We start from the raw sequence: 18,564 nt of genomic DNA on the forward strand, positions 1-18,564 counted from the left end.
AGCTTCGCCGCTCACGGCTCACGGACTCCAATTTAGCGCTTTCATGGATCACCAACAAGTTAGAATTCTCAACATTGCTTTTAATCGCATAGGTTTAGCCCCTCGAAAAAGCTGCTGCGGAGCGAATCTCAGCTTTTCAAACCTTCGTCGTCCCTCCCTAAAAGAACGACGCCCCCGAATCATGGGGCGCCGTCGCTCGTGATCGCATGTTTCCGATACTCGGTCGGAGCCATGCCCGTATGCTTTTTATACCATGTAACAAAGTAAGAGGCATTCAGAATGCCGACCTTCTCCCCGATTTCCTTCACCGTAAGCTTCGTATCCGTCAAATAGGCATTCGCCTTTCGGATCCGAAGCTCCGTTACGTACTCCAGGAAAAACCGGTTGAACAATTCCTTGAACAATCTGCCGAAATAAATGCCATTATAATGAAACCGTTCCGCTACCCATTCGATCGATAGTTCGGGATTACCGCATTGCTCTTCCAGGAAGGAGGCGATCTCTTCCGCCAAACCGGATTTCGGATGCCTCTTGTTTTCCTTCGATCTCTGTATCGTCTCCATCACGTGCCTTATGAACCATTCTTCTATGCGCTGCAAGGATTCCATTCTCTCAAGTGATCCTAACGTTTCGATAAAGTCAGCGGAAGTCGTTGACAAGGAAGATCCGGAGTAGCTTGAAGAGTAGACTGAGAAAAGCAAATACGGGATAGCGGACCTGATCGTCAGTAAGGACGCATGACGAATCTCGCCGAAGATATCGGCAACGGCCGCTTCAACTTTCTCCTCTTTTCCTGACTTGATCGTATCCAGCAGTGTTTTCTGCTTTTCATAAGGATAATCGAAGTCGTCTTTAACCCGCGACATGACCTCTTCAAAGAAGAGAATATGCCCTTCCCCGTAAACAAGCCGATACAAGGCAGCCTCCTTCGCGGTCAAATAAGAGTCGCCGATCTCTTGTCCGTTTCGGGCTGATTGACCTATACCTATCGTGAGCGTGACGCCATAAGTACGAACCACCTCTTGTTGCAATCCGCGCAGAGCCCCTAAAGCCGAATCGGGAAAAGGTTGACCTTCTCCAAGCAACAAAACAATATCTTGGTCGACCTTAACGATATCGCAAGCCATCCTGGTCTGCAGATATTGCTCCGCAAAGTCGGACATAACGGCAGGGATGGTATGATCGATTTCATCCGATCTTTTCGCCAGTTCGTGAATGCCATCGATCTTTAAAACCGTCACCCTCAACGGAGCGTTCCCGGCCGGATCCACGCTTAACCGATATTGCCTGGCGTCTTCCGGCTCCGGCACCCGGATGCCGTGCAGCAGTTCTTTTAGATACTCATTCTTCACGAATAGATGGGCGCTTCGGTCCTTGGCTTCGAGTCGTTCGTATTTATCCGTAATGTTGGCATAGAAGCGGGCCAAAATTTCCGTTTCGCTCAGTTTTTTCTCCGGCGTGAATCCTGTATCGATCTTGGAATCAAGCACTTTCCGAGCCAGCTTGGTCAGCGGCGAAGAGAGCACGCCGCTTAATACGGCGGAAACCCCAAGCGCCAGGACGAGCAGAATAAGGCACGTCCACACTGCCGTACGACGGATGTCGGAGATTTGTTTATTTGCCACATCGTACGGAATCTCGGAGACGAAGTACAATCCGAGCTGCTTCGAATAGGTATAGGAAACGAGTATTTTCCTGCCTTCAATCGAGTCCGTAAAGCTGCCGTTCGTTTCTGAATGCAAGACTCGCTTTATGTAAGGCATCTCGGAGAGATCGCTAAGAAATTCGCCAGGTTCGGGGGAGAAAACGACGCGTCCTTTCTCGTCCAGAATCAGAACACGGTCGCCGTTAATCGCCTCGTTCTGCCGATCGGCGATACTATCCAGGGTAAGATTCAGGATGATGGCGCTGACGATCTCGCGGCTTTCGTCATTTCGATCGTAGAAAAAAAACGTATAGACCTGCTTCCCCGCCCCCGTCCCTCCTTCGTCGCCGAGCGTTCGGGGAACCGCCCTACCCAAGTTTTGGACGGTTTCCGTTTCCGTCAACCACCGAATCGTATCCGCTTCGGCTTTCGCCTTGTCGCGGTCGGTTCCGATTAAGGAGCGACTGTGGCCGTTGTATACTGTTATGGAAAAAATATTTTTGTTCGTTAACAACAGGTCGTTTAATTTCCTTAGCGTCGCGTTATAAAGAAAATAGTCCCCCTTAGCATCTTGACTATTCATGATTTGAATCAGATCGTTGTCCAACGAAAGCTGAAGGGTAAGTTGGCGAGCTTGCTCGAGCATAATCTCGAATGTGCTTTTGCTCTGTTCCAGCCTCTTCTGGGAGATCTCATTGATCTGTTTCGCGGAACCATTGGAGAAGGCCTGGGATAACAGCAAAGTGATGGTTAAAGCCACGGCGGCTAGCAGTGCGACGAAAGATACAAAGAACTTGGAAAACAAAGAATTCAACCGGATTTTATCTTTCCAACGCTTCATATTTCCCCTCCTGTCTCAACTATAAGTTTGAAGCGCTTACATCAAAATGTTGAATTTTAGAAACGGTTCAATCCTTTTCAGATTACCCTTTTTTCCGTGAAAATGAAGTTCGAATCTTAAAGATCATTTTGAAAAATGAACTTTTCTATTGATCATTCCTTATAAAAGCCTAGTCCGGGAGCCGAAAATCAATGGTACCATAAAATCCCCCCCCTAACGACAAGAGCCGTTTCGCATAACGCGAAACAGCTCCTTGCATGTCAAATACCGCTTACACCTTCGATACGATCCGTCCATGTCCCTCGAACGGATAATCGATCACGATTCTGCCAGCTTCCGTATCTCCGATACCGCTGTACAAATCGCATTTTCCGTCATCGCGCATGACGATACCCGAGGTGAACGCGCAATCGGTCAAATCCGGCTTCTTCGCCGGACCATCCGGGTAACAGGAGCGGGTGCCGATGATTTTCTGATCCAATGCTTCATGCTTGTCCACGTCCAACACGAACGAAAAGTTCATGTAGACCTGCTTCAAGCGACCGGCCTCACCGTAGGTTTTGTAGCATTTATGACCGATTACGCCTACCTTGCCGCTGTCCAAATAGTAAGCTTGATTGCAGCCTCCCCATTCATCCTTCCCGAACAGTTCCGGTATGTAGGGCGCGTTCTCGACCGTCTCCGCCGTTAACTCGTCGAGGCTGCCTATGATGGTAAATCCGATCATCGATTCGCTCCCGTGCTTACTGCGTACGTCCTCGCCCCGAGGCCTGGAGAATACGCCGATCCGACCGCCTTCCATCTCGACAAGACGGATATCCTTCATATACTCGGGACCTGTCGTGAAATAGTATAAGTCGTCTACGTTCGTCCCCCGGTAGAAGTAACCGAAGTAAGTGTCCACTTTACCTTGCTTGTACCTCACATGCGTGCCGCCCATGACGAGCGTCTCTCCGATTATGCTTACATACGGATCTTCCAGTTGATAGATCATGGAACCAGGAACGAGCGACCACTCGTCCTGCCCGGACTTCTCGAATAGCCGAACCCATGAGCGCGCCCATTCTTCGCGTCGTTCCACGCGCCCGAATATATAATCCTTGCCCTGCCAGCGGAACGGAATGGACACGTTATAGACGTCAAAACCCTTCACTCCATGAAAAGAAAGCTTCGCGCTTTCGTAAACGCGCATGTTTAAGTCGAATTGCTCCCGTTGTTGGATTAGCAGCACAGAAATCATCCCCTTGATAGACATGGTTTGCTGTCGCTAATTGTATCACTGGCAATCGTCGCGATCTTGCAGTATTTTTGCCTACGACTACGCTATTTTTGCATCCACGATAATAAGGAAGTACTTAATATGATAATTTAGACATTCTTTCAACTATCCTTTACGAGATACAATGTGTTATTTTGATGTATGAGGAGGCGAACCATAGAAATGGATATCCCCGTGCTCAGGGCTGAGATCGGTATCGACCCCGAAGCGGAAGGCCACTACCGCGATATTTCGGGCATAAAAAATACATCGGGGATTCATACCCACGACTTTTATGAATTTTTCGTTATCGTGGAAGGTGCGACCTATCATTGCATTAACGGTCGTAAAGAAATAGCGAGGGAAGGCGCGCTCGTGTTCATGCGTCCTCACGATATCCATTATTACGAACAGCTGCCCGATACCGATTGCCGGCTGATCAATTTGTCATTTTACGAGCATACGTTGACGGATCTATTCGCCTACCTCGGCACAGGGTTTCCTAAGGAGTCGTTCCTCAGTTCGCCGGATCCTGTCACCGTTCAGCTGTCGAGACAAGAAAAGCTTCTGCTACAAGAACGGTTGGAGAAGCTGAGCCGAATTCCGCAACAGGAGAAGCAGCGCTTCCGAACGGAGCTTCGTTCGATTCTGGCCGAAGTGTACGGCCGTTATCTGTTACACTCCGTCGTACTGGAGAGGGACACGAAACCAATGTGGTTCGCGGATCTGATCTTGGAGATGAATAAACCGGAACGATTTCTCGAAGGATTGTCGGCAATGGTACGGTTATCCGGCAAATCCCACGCCCATTTGTGTCGTGTATTCAAACAATGGGAGAACCAAACCCCACAAGCTTATTTGAACCGTGCGAAGCTGCAATACGCCGAAAATCTTTTGCTCCGTTCGAGCAGAAACGTGCTCGATATCGCCTTGGAAGCGGGTTTCGGAAACTTGGGGCATTTTTACAAATCATTCAAAGCAATGTTCGGCAACACGCCCCAACAGCATCGCAAGCTGTATCACGCGAGGTTTACCCCGCTGGTATAAGGCCAAGAAGGGGAAAAAGATCCATTCGACTCTTTTCGTAAAAAAGAAGCCTGCCGTTTATCCGGCAAGCTTCCTTCGTGCAATTTATACCATTATTATCTGTCTTCTTCCGGAATCAGCTTCGCGCGAAGCTCCTGCACTTCCGGATGCTCCAAATATTCATCGAACGTCATCAAACGTTCCGTCGCATAAAAAAGGGGCGAATTTTCATACACATACACTCATCCAATTATTAATCGTTCGAAGCTCATTCGATGCAATCGTCGGTTGTTCGTCGATTATACCGTCGTAGAAAGGACCTCAGCCCCCCACTTTGAAGTGGTGAAAATTGAGGCCTTTCACGTTTGAATAGGGACGTTCGCCTGTCATGCGAACACTTTTGGGACATCCCCTTTGGGTCATCGACTATACCTTAAATCGAGAGACCGCCTCGTTAAGCTGAGTCGCCAGCGTACTTAACTGCTGGGAAGCCCCTGCGACTTCCTCGACGGAAGCCAGTTGCTCTTCGGAAGCTGCGGCCACTTCTTGCGCATTCGCCGCCGACACTTGAGCGGTCCGCTCCAGCTCTCCGAGCGAAGCCGCGATTTGCTCGCTTCCCGCGGACATCTGCTCGGCCGCGGCGGATACTTCTTGCACTTGATTCGATACTTGCTTGACCGAGCCGAGGATGGCGCGGAACGACTCTCCAGATGCATTCGCAAGTTTTGTTCCTTCGCGAGCTTCATCCGCCGAGACGTTCAAGGAACTTGCAACCACATGCGAACGCTCGCCAATCTCGTGCAAAATCGTGGCAATTTCTTCGGACGATGTTTTCGAGCGTTCGGCAAGCTTGCGGATTTCGTGCGCGACGACTGCGAAGCCTTTGCCATGTTCGCCCGCTCTGGCCGCCTCGATCGATGCGTTCAGCGCCAGCAAGTTCGTCTGATTCGCGACTTCCGCAATATGGGACAAAATATCGCCAATCCGTTCGCTCGATTCGTTTAACTCGCGCATCGCTTGTGTCGCCTCACTGACATGCTGCTCGATCGTGTCCATCTGCTTCACCGTAAGCTCCATGACGCCCTCGCCGTCGGTTGCCAGGTTTGCCGTTCCCGTTGCCAATTCGCTGACGACCGACGAAGATTCGGCGATTCTCTGAATGCCGATCGCCATCTCCGTCATCGCGCGTTGACATTCGTTAGAGCTTGCAAGCTGAGATTCCGCGCCGACAGCAACGCGAGAGATCGCATGCGCAATTTCGTTCGTGGCGGCTTCGGTCTGGCTTGCCGTTTCTTTCAAGTGGAAAGACGAACTCGACACCTCTCCGGACGTCTGACCGATATGTAGGGTCAGCTGACGCAAGTTGGCGACCATATCGTTAAAAGCGGTCGCCGCTTGTCCGACTTCGTTCTCGTTCGTGACCGGAACGCTGACGGTCAGATCGCCTTTGGCAGCTTCCTTCGCTCGCGCAGCCAGCAGTTGAAGCGGCTTCAGCGCGGCACGCAGCAGGAACACGACTGCCAGTATGCTAAAGAGTACTGCGGCTGCACTAATGCCGACCGTTTTCCAAATTAACGCATCCAGCCGCTCTTTCACTAATCGGTAGTCAAAATCAACGCCGTACAGCGCGACTACTTTGCCATTGCCATCTTTAATCGGCGCTAGAAACGTAAGCCAGTAGCCGTAATCATCCTTGAACACATCGGTTAATCCGGCCTTTCCTTGAAGCGCCTCCTTGTACACCTGGCTGAAGCTGCCGTGATCCTCGTATTCGGTTCCTGCCATCATGTCCAGCTTTTTCATCGATTCGCTCGTCTGCAAATACTTAAAGTAGTTTTTCTCGCCTTCTTGCCTGAATTCCGAAAGCAAGTAATAGGCGTTCGTAACGAGATAATCGTCTGTCGTACCGCTCAGCAGACGTTTCAAGATCGACATCTGCTCTTCAGGCGGTTGCTGACCGGCTGCCATAACCGGGGCAGTCTTCTCGACGAGATTAACATTCGCTTGCGCGACATCTGTCAGCTTGTTGCCCACGTTGGTGAACTTGCGATAAACCTCGCTGTGCGTCGAATTGTACATGATCGCTGAAATGATACTGATAATGGCAACCAACAAGATAGATAAAACAATGGAGCAGCTAACGATGAGGCTTTGTCTTTTCATCCATCTGTTCATCGCAATTATTCTCCTTTAATTCGACATTGTTTTTAATTAGTATACTGAAAAACGGATAAAATTGGCAGAGGGAATCTGCGAGAGTCAGATCGCGACGGTATGAGGTAATGCAGTCCTGAGGCAGAACTGCAATCGTACATCTTTTTCCCCGCTACACCGCCAGAATGATGAAATACCTGCGAAAGCGCATCAATTTCCGCAACAACTCCACTATAGCCGCAATCAAAACAAAGAATGCCTGCACTTCCGCAGGCATTCTTCGATTTCAAACCATATAGGGGCGATAAGCCTGCACTTTCGCAGGCATTTTCTCATAGCAGTTGCCTGCGTCTCCCAAGACTGAGTAGAACCCCGCCCCACCCCGCCCCCGCTAGAGCACCTTCGCCAAAAAATCCTTCGTGCGGGCGTTGGACGGGTTGCCGAACACTTGCTCAGGCGTTCCTTCTTCCACGATCACGCCTTTGTCCATAAACACGATTCTGTCGCCGACTTCGCGGGCAAACCCCATTTCGTGGGTGACGATGACCATGGTCATGCCGCCTTTGGCCAGCTTCTTCATAACGTCCAGCACTTCGCCGACCATTTCCGGGTCAAGCGCCGAAGTCGGTTCATCGAATAGCATGACGTGAGGCTGCATCGCCAAGGCACGCGCGATAGCAATCCGCTGCTTCTGCCCGCCGGATAGTTGGGACGGAAACAAATCCTTCTTGTCTGCCAATCCGACCGTGTGCAACAGCTCCATCGCGGTTTTCTCCGCCTCAGCCGCAGACACACGTTTCACCTTTACAGGCGCCAAAGTCAGATTTTGCAAAACGGTCTTATGCGGAAACAAGTTAAAATGCTGGAACACCATGCCCATTTTCTCGCGAGTAGCGTTAATATTGTGCCCGCGGGCGGTAATAGACTCGTTCTCGAACAAAATTTCCCCGCCGTTGGGCTGTTCCAGCAAGTTAATGCAGCGCAAGAAAGTACTTTTTCCCGAGCCGCTCGGCCCGATGACCACGACGACTTCTCCGCTTTCGATGCGAATGTCGATGCCTTTGAGAATTTCCGTTTCTCCATACGATTTGCGTAACTTTTTAACGGTGATCACTTGCGCCCATCCTCCGTTCCCATGCGCCCAGCAGCTTGGACAGCGTGAAGGTCAAAACAAAGTAAATCGCAGCCGCTATAATAAACGGGCTAAGTCCTTTGTACGTAATATTTTTCACGATACCAGCCTGGTACATAATATCCGCCATGCCGATTACGGAGATGATGGACGATTCTTTAATGATCGTAATGAACTCGTTACCGATTGCTGGAAGAACGGCCTTGAACGCCTGCGGCAAAATAATATGGCGCATCGCCAGCGTCCTGCTCATCCCGAGCGAACGAGCCGCCTCCATCTGACCGCGATCCACGCCTTGAATGCCCGCCCGGAAAATTTCCGCCAAATAGGCCGAGCTGTTCAGCGACAGCGTAATAATCCCCGACTGAAGCGGAGTAAAGTTAATTCCGAGCGTCAGCGCCATGCCATAGTGAATGATCATAAGCTGTACCAGCATCGGCGTGCCGCGCAAAATTTCTACATACGTCGTCCCTAGCCAGGAGATCGCGCGAACGCCCGACATCCGCACTAGGCTGATAATTAAGCCGATGATAAAGCCAAACAGCACGCCAAGCGCAGACAACAGCAACGTGTAGCCAAGGCCTAGCGCATAGTAATTGCGATACTCCCAGAACGTTGCGAATATGTTGCCGGATGATTTCGGCTTGTCGATGGACAACTGGCTTGCATGTTCAACCATCTCCGCTATGCGGTTCTCGCTCTGCAAACGAGCGATCGTCGCATTCACTTGGGCAAGCAGTTCCTTATTGCCTTTGCGAATGCCGATTGCCGCCTGAACAGGCGCATCGTCCGGTGTAGCCGCCGCAAGCGCGAGCGCGCTGTCCTGCAAGTAACCGATCGCCACCGTGTCTTCCAGGATGACGGCATTCACCCGTTTCGTCTGCAATTGCAGCACAAGATCGGGGATGCGATCCAATGAAGTAATGACAGCCCCGGGAATGGAGCGAGCGATTTCTTCCTGAACGGAACCTTTTTGCGCGCCGATTTCCTCCCCTTCCAGGGTGTCCATCGTGTTAAAGCGATCCTTGTCCTCGGCACGTACCATCAATACTTGCTTGGACTGGTAGTAGTTGTCCGAGAAGTCGATGCTTTGCCTGCGTTCGTCTGTAGGCGTCATTCCGGAAATTACCAGATCGACCCGACCGCTCTGCAAAGCAGGCAGCAATGCGTCGAAGCTCATATCCTCAATAACCAGCTTCGCTCCGATATCTTTGGCGATCTCGCCTGCAATATCGATATCGAAACCGACGATCTGATCTCTCCCGTTGATCGTTTTATGAAATTCATATGGCGCATACTCGGCGCTTGTACCAAGCACCAAAGTTTTCTCTGTCTGACTGTCTGCCGCATAAGCGGTTAGAGCGGGAACACTCGTCAGCAGCAGCGCCAGCATCGGCAGTAGAAGGGCCATACTGCGGCAGAACTTTTTCAACTGCGTCTCTCCTCACGTGGTGTATGGTCTTGTTGTATGGGTAGGAGCCCGGAGCAATTATAAGGGAATATTCTAGTTTGTGCAAATAAATAAAGGCCCTGTGTTAGGACCTTTATCTCAGCGTTCTATAGATGCATGCTGTCTCCTAACTCCGGAAAGAAATATTTCGCGAATGCCTTGTAGCGATCTTGAGCAGACAAACAAGTATCGATCAAGTACCCTTTCTCTGAGCGGTAATCCTTCAAGCCACGGTAATAAAACAACTTTTGCTCATGGTCGATGATAAAGGGCATAATATTGTGTCTCAAACACTCTTTGAACATCAGGATTCTGCCTACACGGCCGTTGCCGTCCTGAAAAGGATGGATACTCTCGAATTCATAATGAAAATCTACAATGTCCTCTATCGATATGTTTGGCTTGTGAAGATAGGCTTCCAACAGCTTTGCCATAGCGTCCGCTACTTTTCCCGGAGCAGTCGTTTGCATATCTCCTACCACATTAGGTCTAGCCTTATACTCGCCAATCCGGAACCATTCTTTTCTTTCGTCCGAAGTCGTTCTTTTTAATAAACGGTGAAATTCTTTAATGTATGCTTCGGATAACTCTTCATGTGCGACATTCAACATATAATCAAAGCAGACAAAGTGGTTTACCGTCTCGACAATATCGTCAACGCTGGCAACTTCCTCTGGCGCCACATGAATCGTACTCGTCTCAAAAATATAACGAGTCTGATCCTCCGACAATCGACTGCCTTCGATTCGATTGGAATTGTAGGCAAGTTTAATTTGGGTCTGATGATACAGCCCCCCTTTAAGCCCCATCTTCATCTCTTCCCGCAGAAGCTCCAACAGTGTTTTGTCGGTCATCGCTTTTCTCCCGATTATTTATTTAGCTTAGGACCATACGCAGTCTGCTCGTGATTATCATTATAGCATGATATGTCATATCGTATGCGCTAGCTAAACTTTAGACAGCTCGTCCAGAAAAGCCGATTTCTTGTGATATTGGGCTCGTAATTGCAGAAGGATCTCAGACTGGCTCTCTTTACCGAAAACCTTCTGGTAACGTCTGAGCATGCCGCCAACCTGCTGATATTCTTTGCGATTGTTGGATGAACCGGCAATTTTATAAATATAGTCGCGATAAATCCGTTCCACCTCCTCGCGGTAGTCAGCAGCCAGCCGATCGGCGTACCCTTCTATTGCAGAAGGGCTAGTCCGTACATATGCCAGCATCTCTGCCAGATCATTTTTGTCCGAGATCAGCTTCAGATAAACCTCGCGCGCGCGCCAATCTCTACCCTTCTTCAATTCGGCAACGGTTTCCTTGTAGAACTCTTCTTTGTCCCCCGCCGTCAAAGATTCCAGCACGGGATAATAAGCGTAATCTCCACCCAACAAAAATTCCTTCGCCAGTTGCTTCTGTTCATTCTTGAGAGAAAGATGACGATACGCTTCATATCTGGCTGTTTTCCATTGGATGAGCAGACCCGGAAGACCCTTATCCAGCCGTTCACCCTCTTCCGCCAGTTGTAGGACACGCTGGTAATCCTTCTTCTCCATATTTTTCTTTATCGCTTTCACTCTGAAAAAGTATACTGCAGATGCTCTTCCTCGAACTTGTCCGCTTCATCTGCCGAGCAATAATCCTGAATGAGTTCATGTAGAAGCTTAAGCAGCGCTTCAGCCGTATATTTCCCAAACTGGGCACCAGCAATTGCATCAATCCTGCGTTTAATAGCTGCCTCCAACCGTTCTCTAAGCTTCTCATCTTCCGCAAATTCAGCGCATATGCGAAGCAATTCGAGCCTGAAGTCTTCCCAACCTTCGAAAATCTTGCTATCGCTCATATGAAGCACGCGTTCAAAAAAGAGTTCCCGCCGAGAAGCCTCCTGTTGATCCAAACTTTCGGCCAGGTCCCTAATTTGCCCAAAACACTCATTAATCAGCATACCGATATCGCCATTCGAATCGTCTGCGTACTGAAATGCCTCTACTCCCTCTGCCAGCACCATCAGGGCAACTTCCAACGCATAGATGCTGTCCGTCGTCTCGTCGATTTCTTCCATCACACCGACCATATCCGATGCAAAACTATAGGTCTCTCTGTAAGGAATGAACCCGTCCCGCCCGACATATTTTTTGACAATAGAGTTCATTAACTGCTTGCTTAACTGAAGCTGCCGCGTATAATCACCTTGCGAATATTTCACCAGCAGACCGCTCTTAAACATGGAGTCCTGTTCCGCCACTTGGACAATAATCCGAATCAATTCTTCTTTGGACAAAGGTTTCAGTACTTCGCTCAGTTCGGGTTGCTTTTGTCTCGCCAATTGAGTCACGCTCCTGTTCACTTGTCATTATCAGTCTAACAGGATTCGAAGGGTGCGACCAACGTATTCTCTGCTTCAAATAAACAAAACAACAATTGATTTCTACCGCCACTTCTCTTGTATAATGAAATTGGCACTAATATCTTACGATTATAAATTGACGGGAGAGGTACAAATGGACACTATGAATGCTGCCAATGCCGGAAAATGCCCGGTGCATCACGGAAGCGCTACGAGTCACAGGTCAAGCGGAACGTCAGATCGAGATTGGTGGCCGAATCAGCTAAACTTGAACATTTTACGTCAGCATGACCGCAAATCCAATCCGCTGGGCGATGATTTCGATTATGCAGAACAATTCAATAAGTTAGATTATCAAGCGCTTAAGCAGGATCTTCGTAACCTCATGACTGACAGTCAGACCTGGTGGCCGGCCGATTATGGGCACTACGGTCCGCTGTTCATTCGTATGGCTTGGCATTCTGCAGGTACATACCGTACAGGCGACGGCCGCGGCGGAGCCGGAAGTGGCTCGCAACGCTTTGCCCCGCTCAACAGTTGGCCCGATAACGGCAACCTGGACAAAGCACGTCGACTGCTGTGGCCGATCAAGCAGAAATACGGGAATAAAATTTCTTGGGCGGACCTACTCGTTCTGGCAGGTAATGTCGCCATCGAATCCATGGGAGGCCCAACCTTCGGATTCGGCGGCGGGCGCGAAGATGTGTGGCATCCGGAAGAGGACATTTACTGGGGAGCCGAGACAGAATGGCTGGGAGATAAGCGCTATACCGGCGATCGCGAACTGGAGAATCCTCTTGCCGCCGTTCAGATGGGACTGATCTACGTCAATCCGGAAGGGCCGAACGGTAATCCGGACCCGGCGGGGAGCGGTCGAGACATCCGCGAAACGTTCAAACGAATGGGTATGAACGATGAGGAAACCGTCGCTCTCGTGGCGGGAGGCCACACGTTCGGTAAGGCGCATGGGGCGGGGGATGCCGGTCTTGTCGGCCGCGAACCGGAAGGCGCACCGATCGAAGCGCAAGGCTTAGGATGGCTGAGCAGCCATGGCTCAGGCAAAGGCGGTGACGCTATCACCAGCGGTGTCGAAGGCGCATGGACGGCGAACCCTACCCAGTGGGACAACGGCTTCTTCGATCTGCTGTTCGGCTATGAATGGCAACTGACGAAGAGCCCGGCGGGCGCTCATCAGTGGGCTCCCGTCAATCCAGCCGCCGAGCATCTCGCTCCGGACGCCGAAAATTCCGCCGTTCGGGTACCGACGATGATGACGACCGCCGATATGGCTTTGCGCATAGACCCGGCCTACGAGAAAATCTCCCGCCGCTTCCATGAGCATCCGGAAGAATTCGCAGACGCCTTCGCCCGTGCTTGGTTTAAGCTCACGCACCGCGACATGGGTCCCCGCGCTCGCTATCTGGGCCCGGAAGTGCCGGATGAAGAGTTGATCTGGCAAGACCCCGTCCCTGCTGGAGGGGACGACTTGTCCGCTGCCGAGATCGAAGAGATCAAGACGAGAATTCTGGATTCCGGGCTAACGATCGGAGAACTGGTCACTACGGCTTGGGCTTCGGCCAGCACCTTCCGTGGAACGGACAAACGCGGCGGCGCGAACGGCGCCCGCATTCGTCTCGCCCCGCAGAAGGATTGGGAGGCGAATCAGCCCGCTCAACTGGCCAAGGTACTTGCGATCTTGGAAGCCATTCAGACGGATACGGATCGGAAAATCAGCCTGGCCGATCTGATCGTATTGGGCGGCAGCGCCGCAATCGAGAAAGCTGCTCGAGACGCAGGCTTTGATGTTACCGTTCCTTTCGTCTCAGGACGCGGCGACGCTACGCAAGAACAAACCGACGCGGAAAGCTTCGCCGTGCTCGAACCGGTCGCGGACGGATTCCGCAACTATCAGAAGCAGCAATATCGCGTAAGCTCGGCCGAGTTGCTTATAGACAAAGCCCATCTGCTGGGCCTAACAGCACCGGAGATGACCGTTCTTGTAGGCGGCATGCGCGTGCTCGGCACCAACTTCGGCGGCACTCAACATGGCGTTTTCACAGACCGCGTTGGTACGCTTTCTAACGATTTCTTCATCAACTTGTTGGACATGGGCGTCCAGTGGAAACCAGTCGGCCACGACGTGTACGAAGGCCGCGACCGTAGCACCGGCGAAGTCGTCCGCACTGCGACGACAGTCGACCTCGTATTCGGCTCCAACTCCGTCCTGCGAGCGATTGCTGAGGTTTATGCCCAAGACGATAACGGGGAGAAGTTTGTCCGCGACTTTATCGCTGCGTGGGTGAAAGTTATGAATGCAGATCGTTTCGATCTTAAGTAAATCTACTGACGCTCATATGAATCGAAAAGGCATTAAAAAGTAGAAACGGCGACGTCAGGGAGGTTTTCCCTGCGTCGCCATTTTTCGATTGAGGTCGATGAGTGTTTGCTTTAAAACGTTGTAGGCAAGCGAAAGCCACCCGACCTCTGAATCCTTTGGAGATATGCCCCCGTATCACATAAGCTGCACGAATAATATACGATTCTTCAGTCACATGACTTTAGGCGTTCATAAACCTTGTATACAATAGGATCGGCACACTTCTCGGCAACCATCTCCAAACAATGAAGAAGCCGCTCCCTCTCTTTGACAAAAGCGAACAATTCCTCACACCTGCCAGCGAACCAGCGAAGGTGCAATGGATGCCATTCTCTCTCCATGATGCTATCGAAGAAGACGGAAAGCAGGTAACCTATCTTTACCCTGTCATAGTCGTACATCCCCCGAATGAGCGATACAGACAGATCGGCCATCGCATTATAGATCAGCGGGTGATTCAATGGGAACTGCGCGCAGTCGTAGAGACGTGCTACTAACTCTTCCTTTTGCTCCTCCAGTTGCAGATGACCGACCTCGAGCTTAAGCATATGTCGTTTGTTGTTGCTGTACAACGTCAGTTCTGCCAACAGATCACACAGAAAAGAACGTTCGCTCACTTCCAGTTCGTCAACCTTGGATTGGATAGCGGGTAGGAATGCAGCTTGGCCAGTCAAATTATACTTCAAGACGAGGTTCTTGATGACGATCGCCTTTTTCACCAGTTCTTCAGCCTGTGCCTGAAATGATGCAAGCGAAATTTGTAACGTCTGTCCTAGGAAATATAATCGATCTTTCATCACTGCATGATGTTCGTATACGCAATAGAAAGCATGAATATTAATGTGTTGTTTTTGTTCTGCAAGTTGGATTTGTTTTCGGAGCACCTGATACACTTGCATGCCATACTTAAACGGATTTAACTTGCTATTTAAATGAACCCAGTGAGGAGAGTTGACGCTATTCAAGTAGTCTGACAGTTGCCCGATCAGGTGGAAGAGATCAAAGCTCCCGGATAGATAAGTATAATTCGAGAACGCATATTTTCGATATTTAAACGTTATTGTCTTTCTGTACAACTCATCCGTTGCTTCAACAGCTTGTACAATAGCCAGAAAGGGAACGGTATAGCAAGCATATTGCCCATCTGCCATATACCCACTGACGTGTGCGACGTTCTGCTCCAGATCATAACCGTGAATTAGAAGATCATGTATATAATGGTCCTGCTGATAAGATCTCGTACCTTCAATATAGAATTCGTCGAGAAAGAAATAGACGTAATGCTCCTCGTCGATCATGGCCGGGATCCAATCGATAAGGTTAGGCCGGATCGAGCTCAATTTCACTTCATTCACTATCAGCCAGGGATAATTATCGAAGCCACCAGTATCGTGCATATGGATTTGTTCATTATCCGTACTGTACATCTGGATGAAGTTGCAGTAGAACCAAGACCATGCTTCCTTATGTGCAAGAATAATGGACAAGGGGTAAGCGAGATATTGATACGTTCTTACCGGCGGAATAACAACATTAAGAATGCTTTTCAAAGAAATCTCTCCTGAATGAGAATAATGGGATTTCATCGCGTTTAGAACAAATAGCCGCCCCCCGAATAGAGAGCCGCTGCTTGGCGTCTCGTTTGCTAGGAAACGGCTCAATTCACCATTACTTGTACCACCCAAGTTTAAACCCCCATTGCCCGATATCGTACCAAAAAGCAAATCCCCAGTAATAAACAAAGAATGCCCCTCCCGCCATTAAAGCAATGCTGCTAATCAGCAGCGGTTGATGCGGCTTTCTCTCCATCCACTTCGTCAATCTTTTGCCGAATAAGCCTATTAGAAGCAAATATAGCACAACCATCACAGCAATTTGTCCCAGCCCTTGTGTCATCATCGCCAAGGAACCATATCCCGGACTTCCGGATTCCGCAGCATACAAAATAAATTCTCGAAAGATCGGATAAGGCCGTCCTACGGCGAAAAAGCCAGCCATAAGACCCATGATGGATGCTTTCGTATAAGCGGAACTCAATATGGAAAGCAGGCGCGGCGATAACAAATTGGTGAGCCTGCCCAGAAATCCGAATGATAAGCCCCCCCATACCAACAGCACTGCTCCGATCCATGTAAACGTCGTTTGTGCCTGAGAAATTCGCATTCCCCGATCATTAAACGCTTGTACACCTTCCACACCAAGCGATGTGACGTATGCTCCGTATACGGCGCAAACCGCGAGGACACCGACAGCAAATAATGCAAGCGCGAGAAGCGCTCGTTTCTTTGATGATTTCCGATCTGTCGCACATGCCAGGCTAGGCAGCATAGCGAACACTACGCAGTTGCATGCCGTAAAGCTAGCCGCTAGTCCTGCGGCAGCTGCGAAAATGAAACCGAATGCCGTTCCTTTGTCTGCGTAAGTGACAGCATCGGGATGCCCGATAATTGAAGCGGCAATCCAATCGCGACCGATACCGTCTACCAGCTTGTAGTTCCAGAATCCGGCGATCAGTATCCCAACTGCCAACGCAATCAATGCCAAGCTTACCCTTTTACCGACAGACCACTGATTAATCAAATGCTGCTCCCCCTTTATTCTCTTGTTTTGCCGGAAGTACAGTAAACCTTCGATAGGACGTGTGTCCGTCAGCTTTGCGGTTTACTGTTTTCCAGTCCACGCGGTGAGCTCCGATCATTCCAGACTCATGTTGACCTAGAAGCGCCTTAAGCCGATTTTCCGCTTCGGTCTTTTTGTACTGCGCCGTTCGCTCCTCCTTCGACGCTTCTACAAATTGATCAATCCATCCTTCGGCTTCGTCAGGCAGCGCAATCGCTGCTCTCGAGACCCGTTCAGGAGGATACATTCTCCCCAGCAATTCTGCGGAGGCAGCGCTTCCGTCTGCTGTTGGCGGTATTTGTTTGAGAACATGCTCCGACCAGAACTTTCCGGCCGCTGTCATTAACCTGCTAATCAATTCCTCGTCCCGCTCCACGCGCACAATGTTCATTTTATTGCCCCCGACAAGCCCGGCAACCCACCAGTGGTCGACACCGGTAACGGCCATGTAATGCTGGCTCTGAATGTCGACTTCCTCTGGGATCGAGCCCTGTTCCCATTGTTGTTTCAAGTACTCGGCAGCCGATTTGCATAGCAGCCCCGCTCCGTCGCCGACCACCCACCTATCAATCGTGGCAATCAAATAGTCATGCTCCGGATGACAGAAAATCATGTTTCTGCGAAACGTTTTTAAGCCCGTTAGCTCGGAGAATTGCCGAGCAATAAAACTCTTAAGACGGTTTCCCAGAAGCATCGCTTCTGTTGCGGGTTGCTCCGAATACTCCCCAATCTTATCCAAATAAACTTGCATAGCCGACTTTCTTCTGTCCTTGCCCAGTATCGCAGCAGCATCGCTGCCACCAAGCCCTTTTCTCCTCCAGATCAACCACTCCTCGCCAGTAAGCGTTCGTGTCTGGGTCAATACTTTTGCCAACAAACGACCATCTCCTTATCTTTGCGGAATTTGGCTTCCATCTGCAAACTTCATACGGTAGATCCGATACGGCAAACCGATGAACAAAGCGACAAAAAAAGCCGAGTAAAATGGAGAATTCGTGATTTCGGCGACTCGTAAGGAAGCATCCGCCAACGCGATAAGGATAGCAAACACGATTCTCGCCCTTCGCGTTGGCGGTGTCGTCGCAGGGTCAGTAATCATAAAGAAAGTAAAAAGCTGGAACGAGGCTCCGAACATTGGTCCAAAGGCAAACAAGGTGGGTTCCCCGAATACGTAAATGCGAACGAAGGCAAACACGCAAAATCCGGCAATAAAAGCGATGACCGTATCCAATCTTTTGGCTGCATACGCAGCAATTGCGCCCAGCAATAAAATGATAGCCATGACTTCAAAGCCGTTTGTCCATTGTTTCGGTGTGCTGACAGCATATTGGGGTAAGAAAAAAAGCATAAAGGACATAGCAACGTTATTGGGATTAAAGAGATGTTTTCCGTTTATGCGGATGAAGTGTTTGAGCCCAATCGCGATAATCGAGGTGAGTGCATAAGGCCATACGAGGTGGGAACTCAGCAATAGGCTGATCCCCATGCCGGTAATGAGGGCGCTTAACGGGAATATCCACCGCTTGCGGACAATCCGCGATAGAGCAATCTCAGCTAGACATGAGGAGAAAACGGCTGTGAGGAATTGATCCCAACGTTGAAAAAAACCGAGATACTGTTGACCCATCACGACAAAACTGAGCAAAAAGAGTAAAACCATGTAACGTGGGTCAACACGGTTTCCTAGAAATTGACGGACAAAGCATCCCACCTTTCCCCCA

At 50.0% G+C, this 18,564-nt stretch carries 14 protein-coding genes; 2 read left to right on the forward strand and 12 right to left on the reverse strand.

Features of this window, described 5'->3' with window-relative positions:
* Positions 1–179: 179 nt before the first annotated feature.
* Both ACFPOF_RS31480 and ACFPOF_RS31485 read right to left on the reverse strand, forming a co-directional pair.
* Positions 180–2,486, reverse strand: coding sequence for a helix-turn-helix domain-containing protein (locus ACFPOF_RS31480; protein ID WP_378139789.1), 2,307 nt, complete (start codon positions 2,484–2,486; stop codon positions 180–182).
* A 271-nt stretch (positions 2,487–2,757) separates the two neighbouring features.
* On the reverse strand, positions 2,758–3,717 hold the full coding sequence (locus ACFPOF_RS31485) for a DUF1861 family protein (protein ID WP_378139791.1): 960 nt from the start codon (positions 3,715–3,717) through the stop codon (positions 2,758–2,760).
* A gap of 210 nt (positions 3,718–3,927) precedes the next feature.
* Between ACFPOF_RS31485 and ACFPOF_RS31490 the strand changes: the two genes are divergently transcribed.
* Positions 3,928–4,791 (forward strand): helix-turn-helix domain-containing protein, encoded by an 864-nt coding sequence (locus ACFPOF_RS31490; protein ID WP_378139793.1) that lies wholly within the window; start codon positions 3,928–3,930, stop codon positions 4,789–4,791.
* A gap of 405 nt (positions 4,792–5,196) precedes the next feature.
* Here the strand turns inward: ACFPOF_RS31490 and ACFPOF_RS31495 are convergent, their stop codons facing one another.
* From ACFPOF_RS31495 to ACFPOF_RS31520, 6 genes are all read right to left on the reverse strand, one after another.
* Entirely contained in the window at positions 5,197–6,945 is a 1,749-nt protein-coding gene (locus tag ACFPOF_RS31495) for a methyl-accepting chemotaxis protein (protein ID WP_378139795.1), read from the reverse strand.
* 370 nt (positions 6,946–7,315) lie between these two features.
* Positions 7,316–8,038 carry an amino acid ABC transporter ATP-binding protein gene (locus ACFPOF_RS31500; RefSeq protein ID WP_378139797.1) on the reverse strand — a complete coding sequence of 241 codons (723 nt, stop codon included), beginning with the start codon at positions 8,036–8,038 and terminating at the stop codon, positions 7,316–7,318.
* A complete protein-coding gene (locus ACFPOF_RS31505; RefSeq protein WP_378139799.1) occupies positions 8,025–9,488 on the reverse strand; it encodes an ABC transporter substrate-binding protein/permease in 1,464 nt (487 codons plus the stop codon). The genes ACFPOF_RS31500 and ACFPOF_RS31505 overlap by 14 nt, the downstream gene beginning before the upstream one ends.
* A 125-nt stretch (positions 9,489–9,613) precedes the next feature.
* Positions 9,614–10,360 (reverse strand): Fic family protein, encoded by a 747-nt coding sequence (locus ACFPOF_RS31510; RefSeq protein ID WP_378139801.1) that lies wholly within the window; start codon positions 10,358–10,360, stop codon positions 9,614–9,616.
* Between the two features lie 93 nt (positions 10,361–10,453).
* Positions 10,454–11,056, reverse strand: coding sequence for a hypothetical protein (locus ACFPOF_RS31515; RefSeq protein WP_378139803.1), 603 nt, complete (start codon positions 11,054–11,056; stop codon positions 10,454–10,456).
* Between the two features lie 17 nt (positions 11,057–11,073).
* On the reverse strand, positions 11,074–11,835 hold the full coding sequence (locus ACFPOF_RS31520) for a hypothetical protein (RefSeq protein ID WP_378139805.1): 762 nt from the start codon (positions 11,833–11,835) through the stop codon (positions 11,074–11,076).
* Between the two features lie 166 nt (positions 11,836–12,001).
* Here ACFPOF_RS31520 and katG point away from each other — a divergent pair, with 166 nt between their 5' ends.
* Positions 12,002–14,185: a catalase/peroxidase HPI gene (gene katG, locus ACFPOF_RS31525; protein WP_378139807.1), complete on the forward strand. Its 2,184-nt coding sequence runs from the start codon at positions 12,002–12,004 to the stop codon at positions 14,183–14,185.
* A 206-nt stretch (positions 14,186–14,391) separates the two neighbouring features.
* Here katG and ACFPOF_RS31530 read toward each other — a convergent pair whose 3' ends face one another.
* Genes ACFPOF_RS31530 through ACFPOF_RS31545 form a run of 4 tightly spaced genes read right to left on the reverse strand, consistent with a single transcriptional unit; the run spans position 14,392 to position 18,554 of the window.
* On the reverse strand, positions 14,392–15,966 hold the full coding sequence (locus ACFPOF_RS31530) for a hypothetical protein (RefSeq protein ID WP_378139809.1): 1,575 nt from the start codon (positions 15,964–15,966) through the stop codon (positions 14,392–14,394).
* A complete protein-coding gene (locus ACFPOF_RS31535) occupies positions 15,893–16,804 on the reverse strand; it encodes a hypothetical protein (protein WP_378139811.1) in 912 nt (303 codons plus the stop codon). The genes ACFPOF_RS31530 and ACFPOF_RS31535 overlap by 74 nt, the downstream gene beginning before the upstream one ends.
* Positions 16,797–17,717, reverse strand: coding sequence for a YqaJ viral recombinase family nuclease (locus ACFPOF_RS31540; RefSeq protein ID WP_378139813.1), 921 nt, complete (start codon positions 17,715–17,717; stop codon positions 16,797–16,799). Before ACFPOF_RS31540 ends, ACFPOF_RS31535 begins: the two co-directional genes overlap by 8 nt.
* 15 nt (positions 17,718–17,732) lie before the next feature.
* Complete coding sequence (locus ACFPOF_RS31545; RefSeq protein ID WP_378139815.1) at positions 17,733–18,554, reverse strand: RnfABCDGE type electron transport complex subunit D; 822 nt, start codon at positions 18,552–18,554, stop codon at positions 17,733–17,735.
* Positions 18,555–18,564 lie beyond the last annotated feature (10 nt).

The sequence above is a fragment of the Cohnella soli genome, assembly GCF_042655525.1.
Lineage (GTDB): Bacteria > Bacillota > Bacilli > Paenibacillales > Paenibacillaceae > Cohnella > Cohnella soli.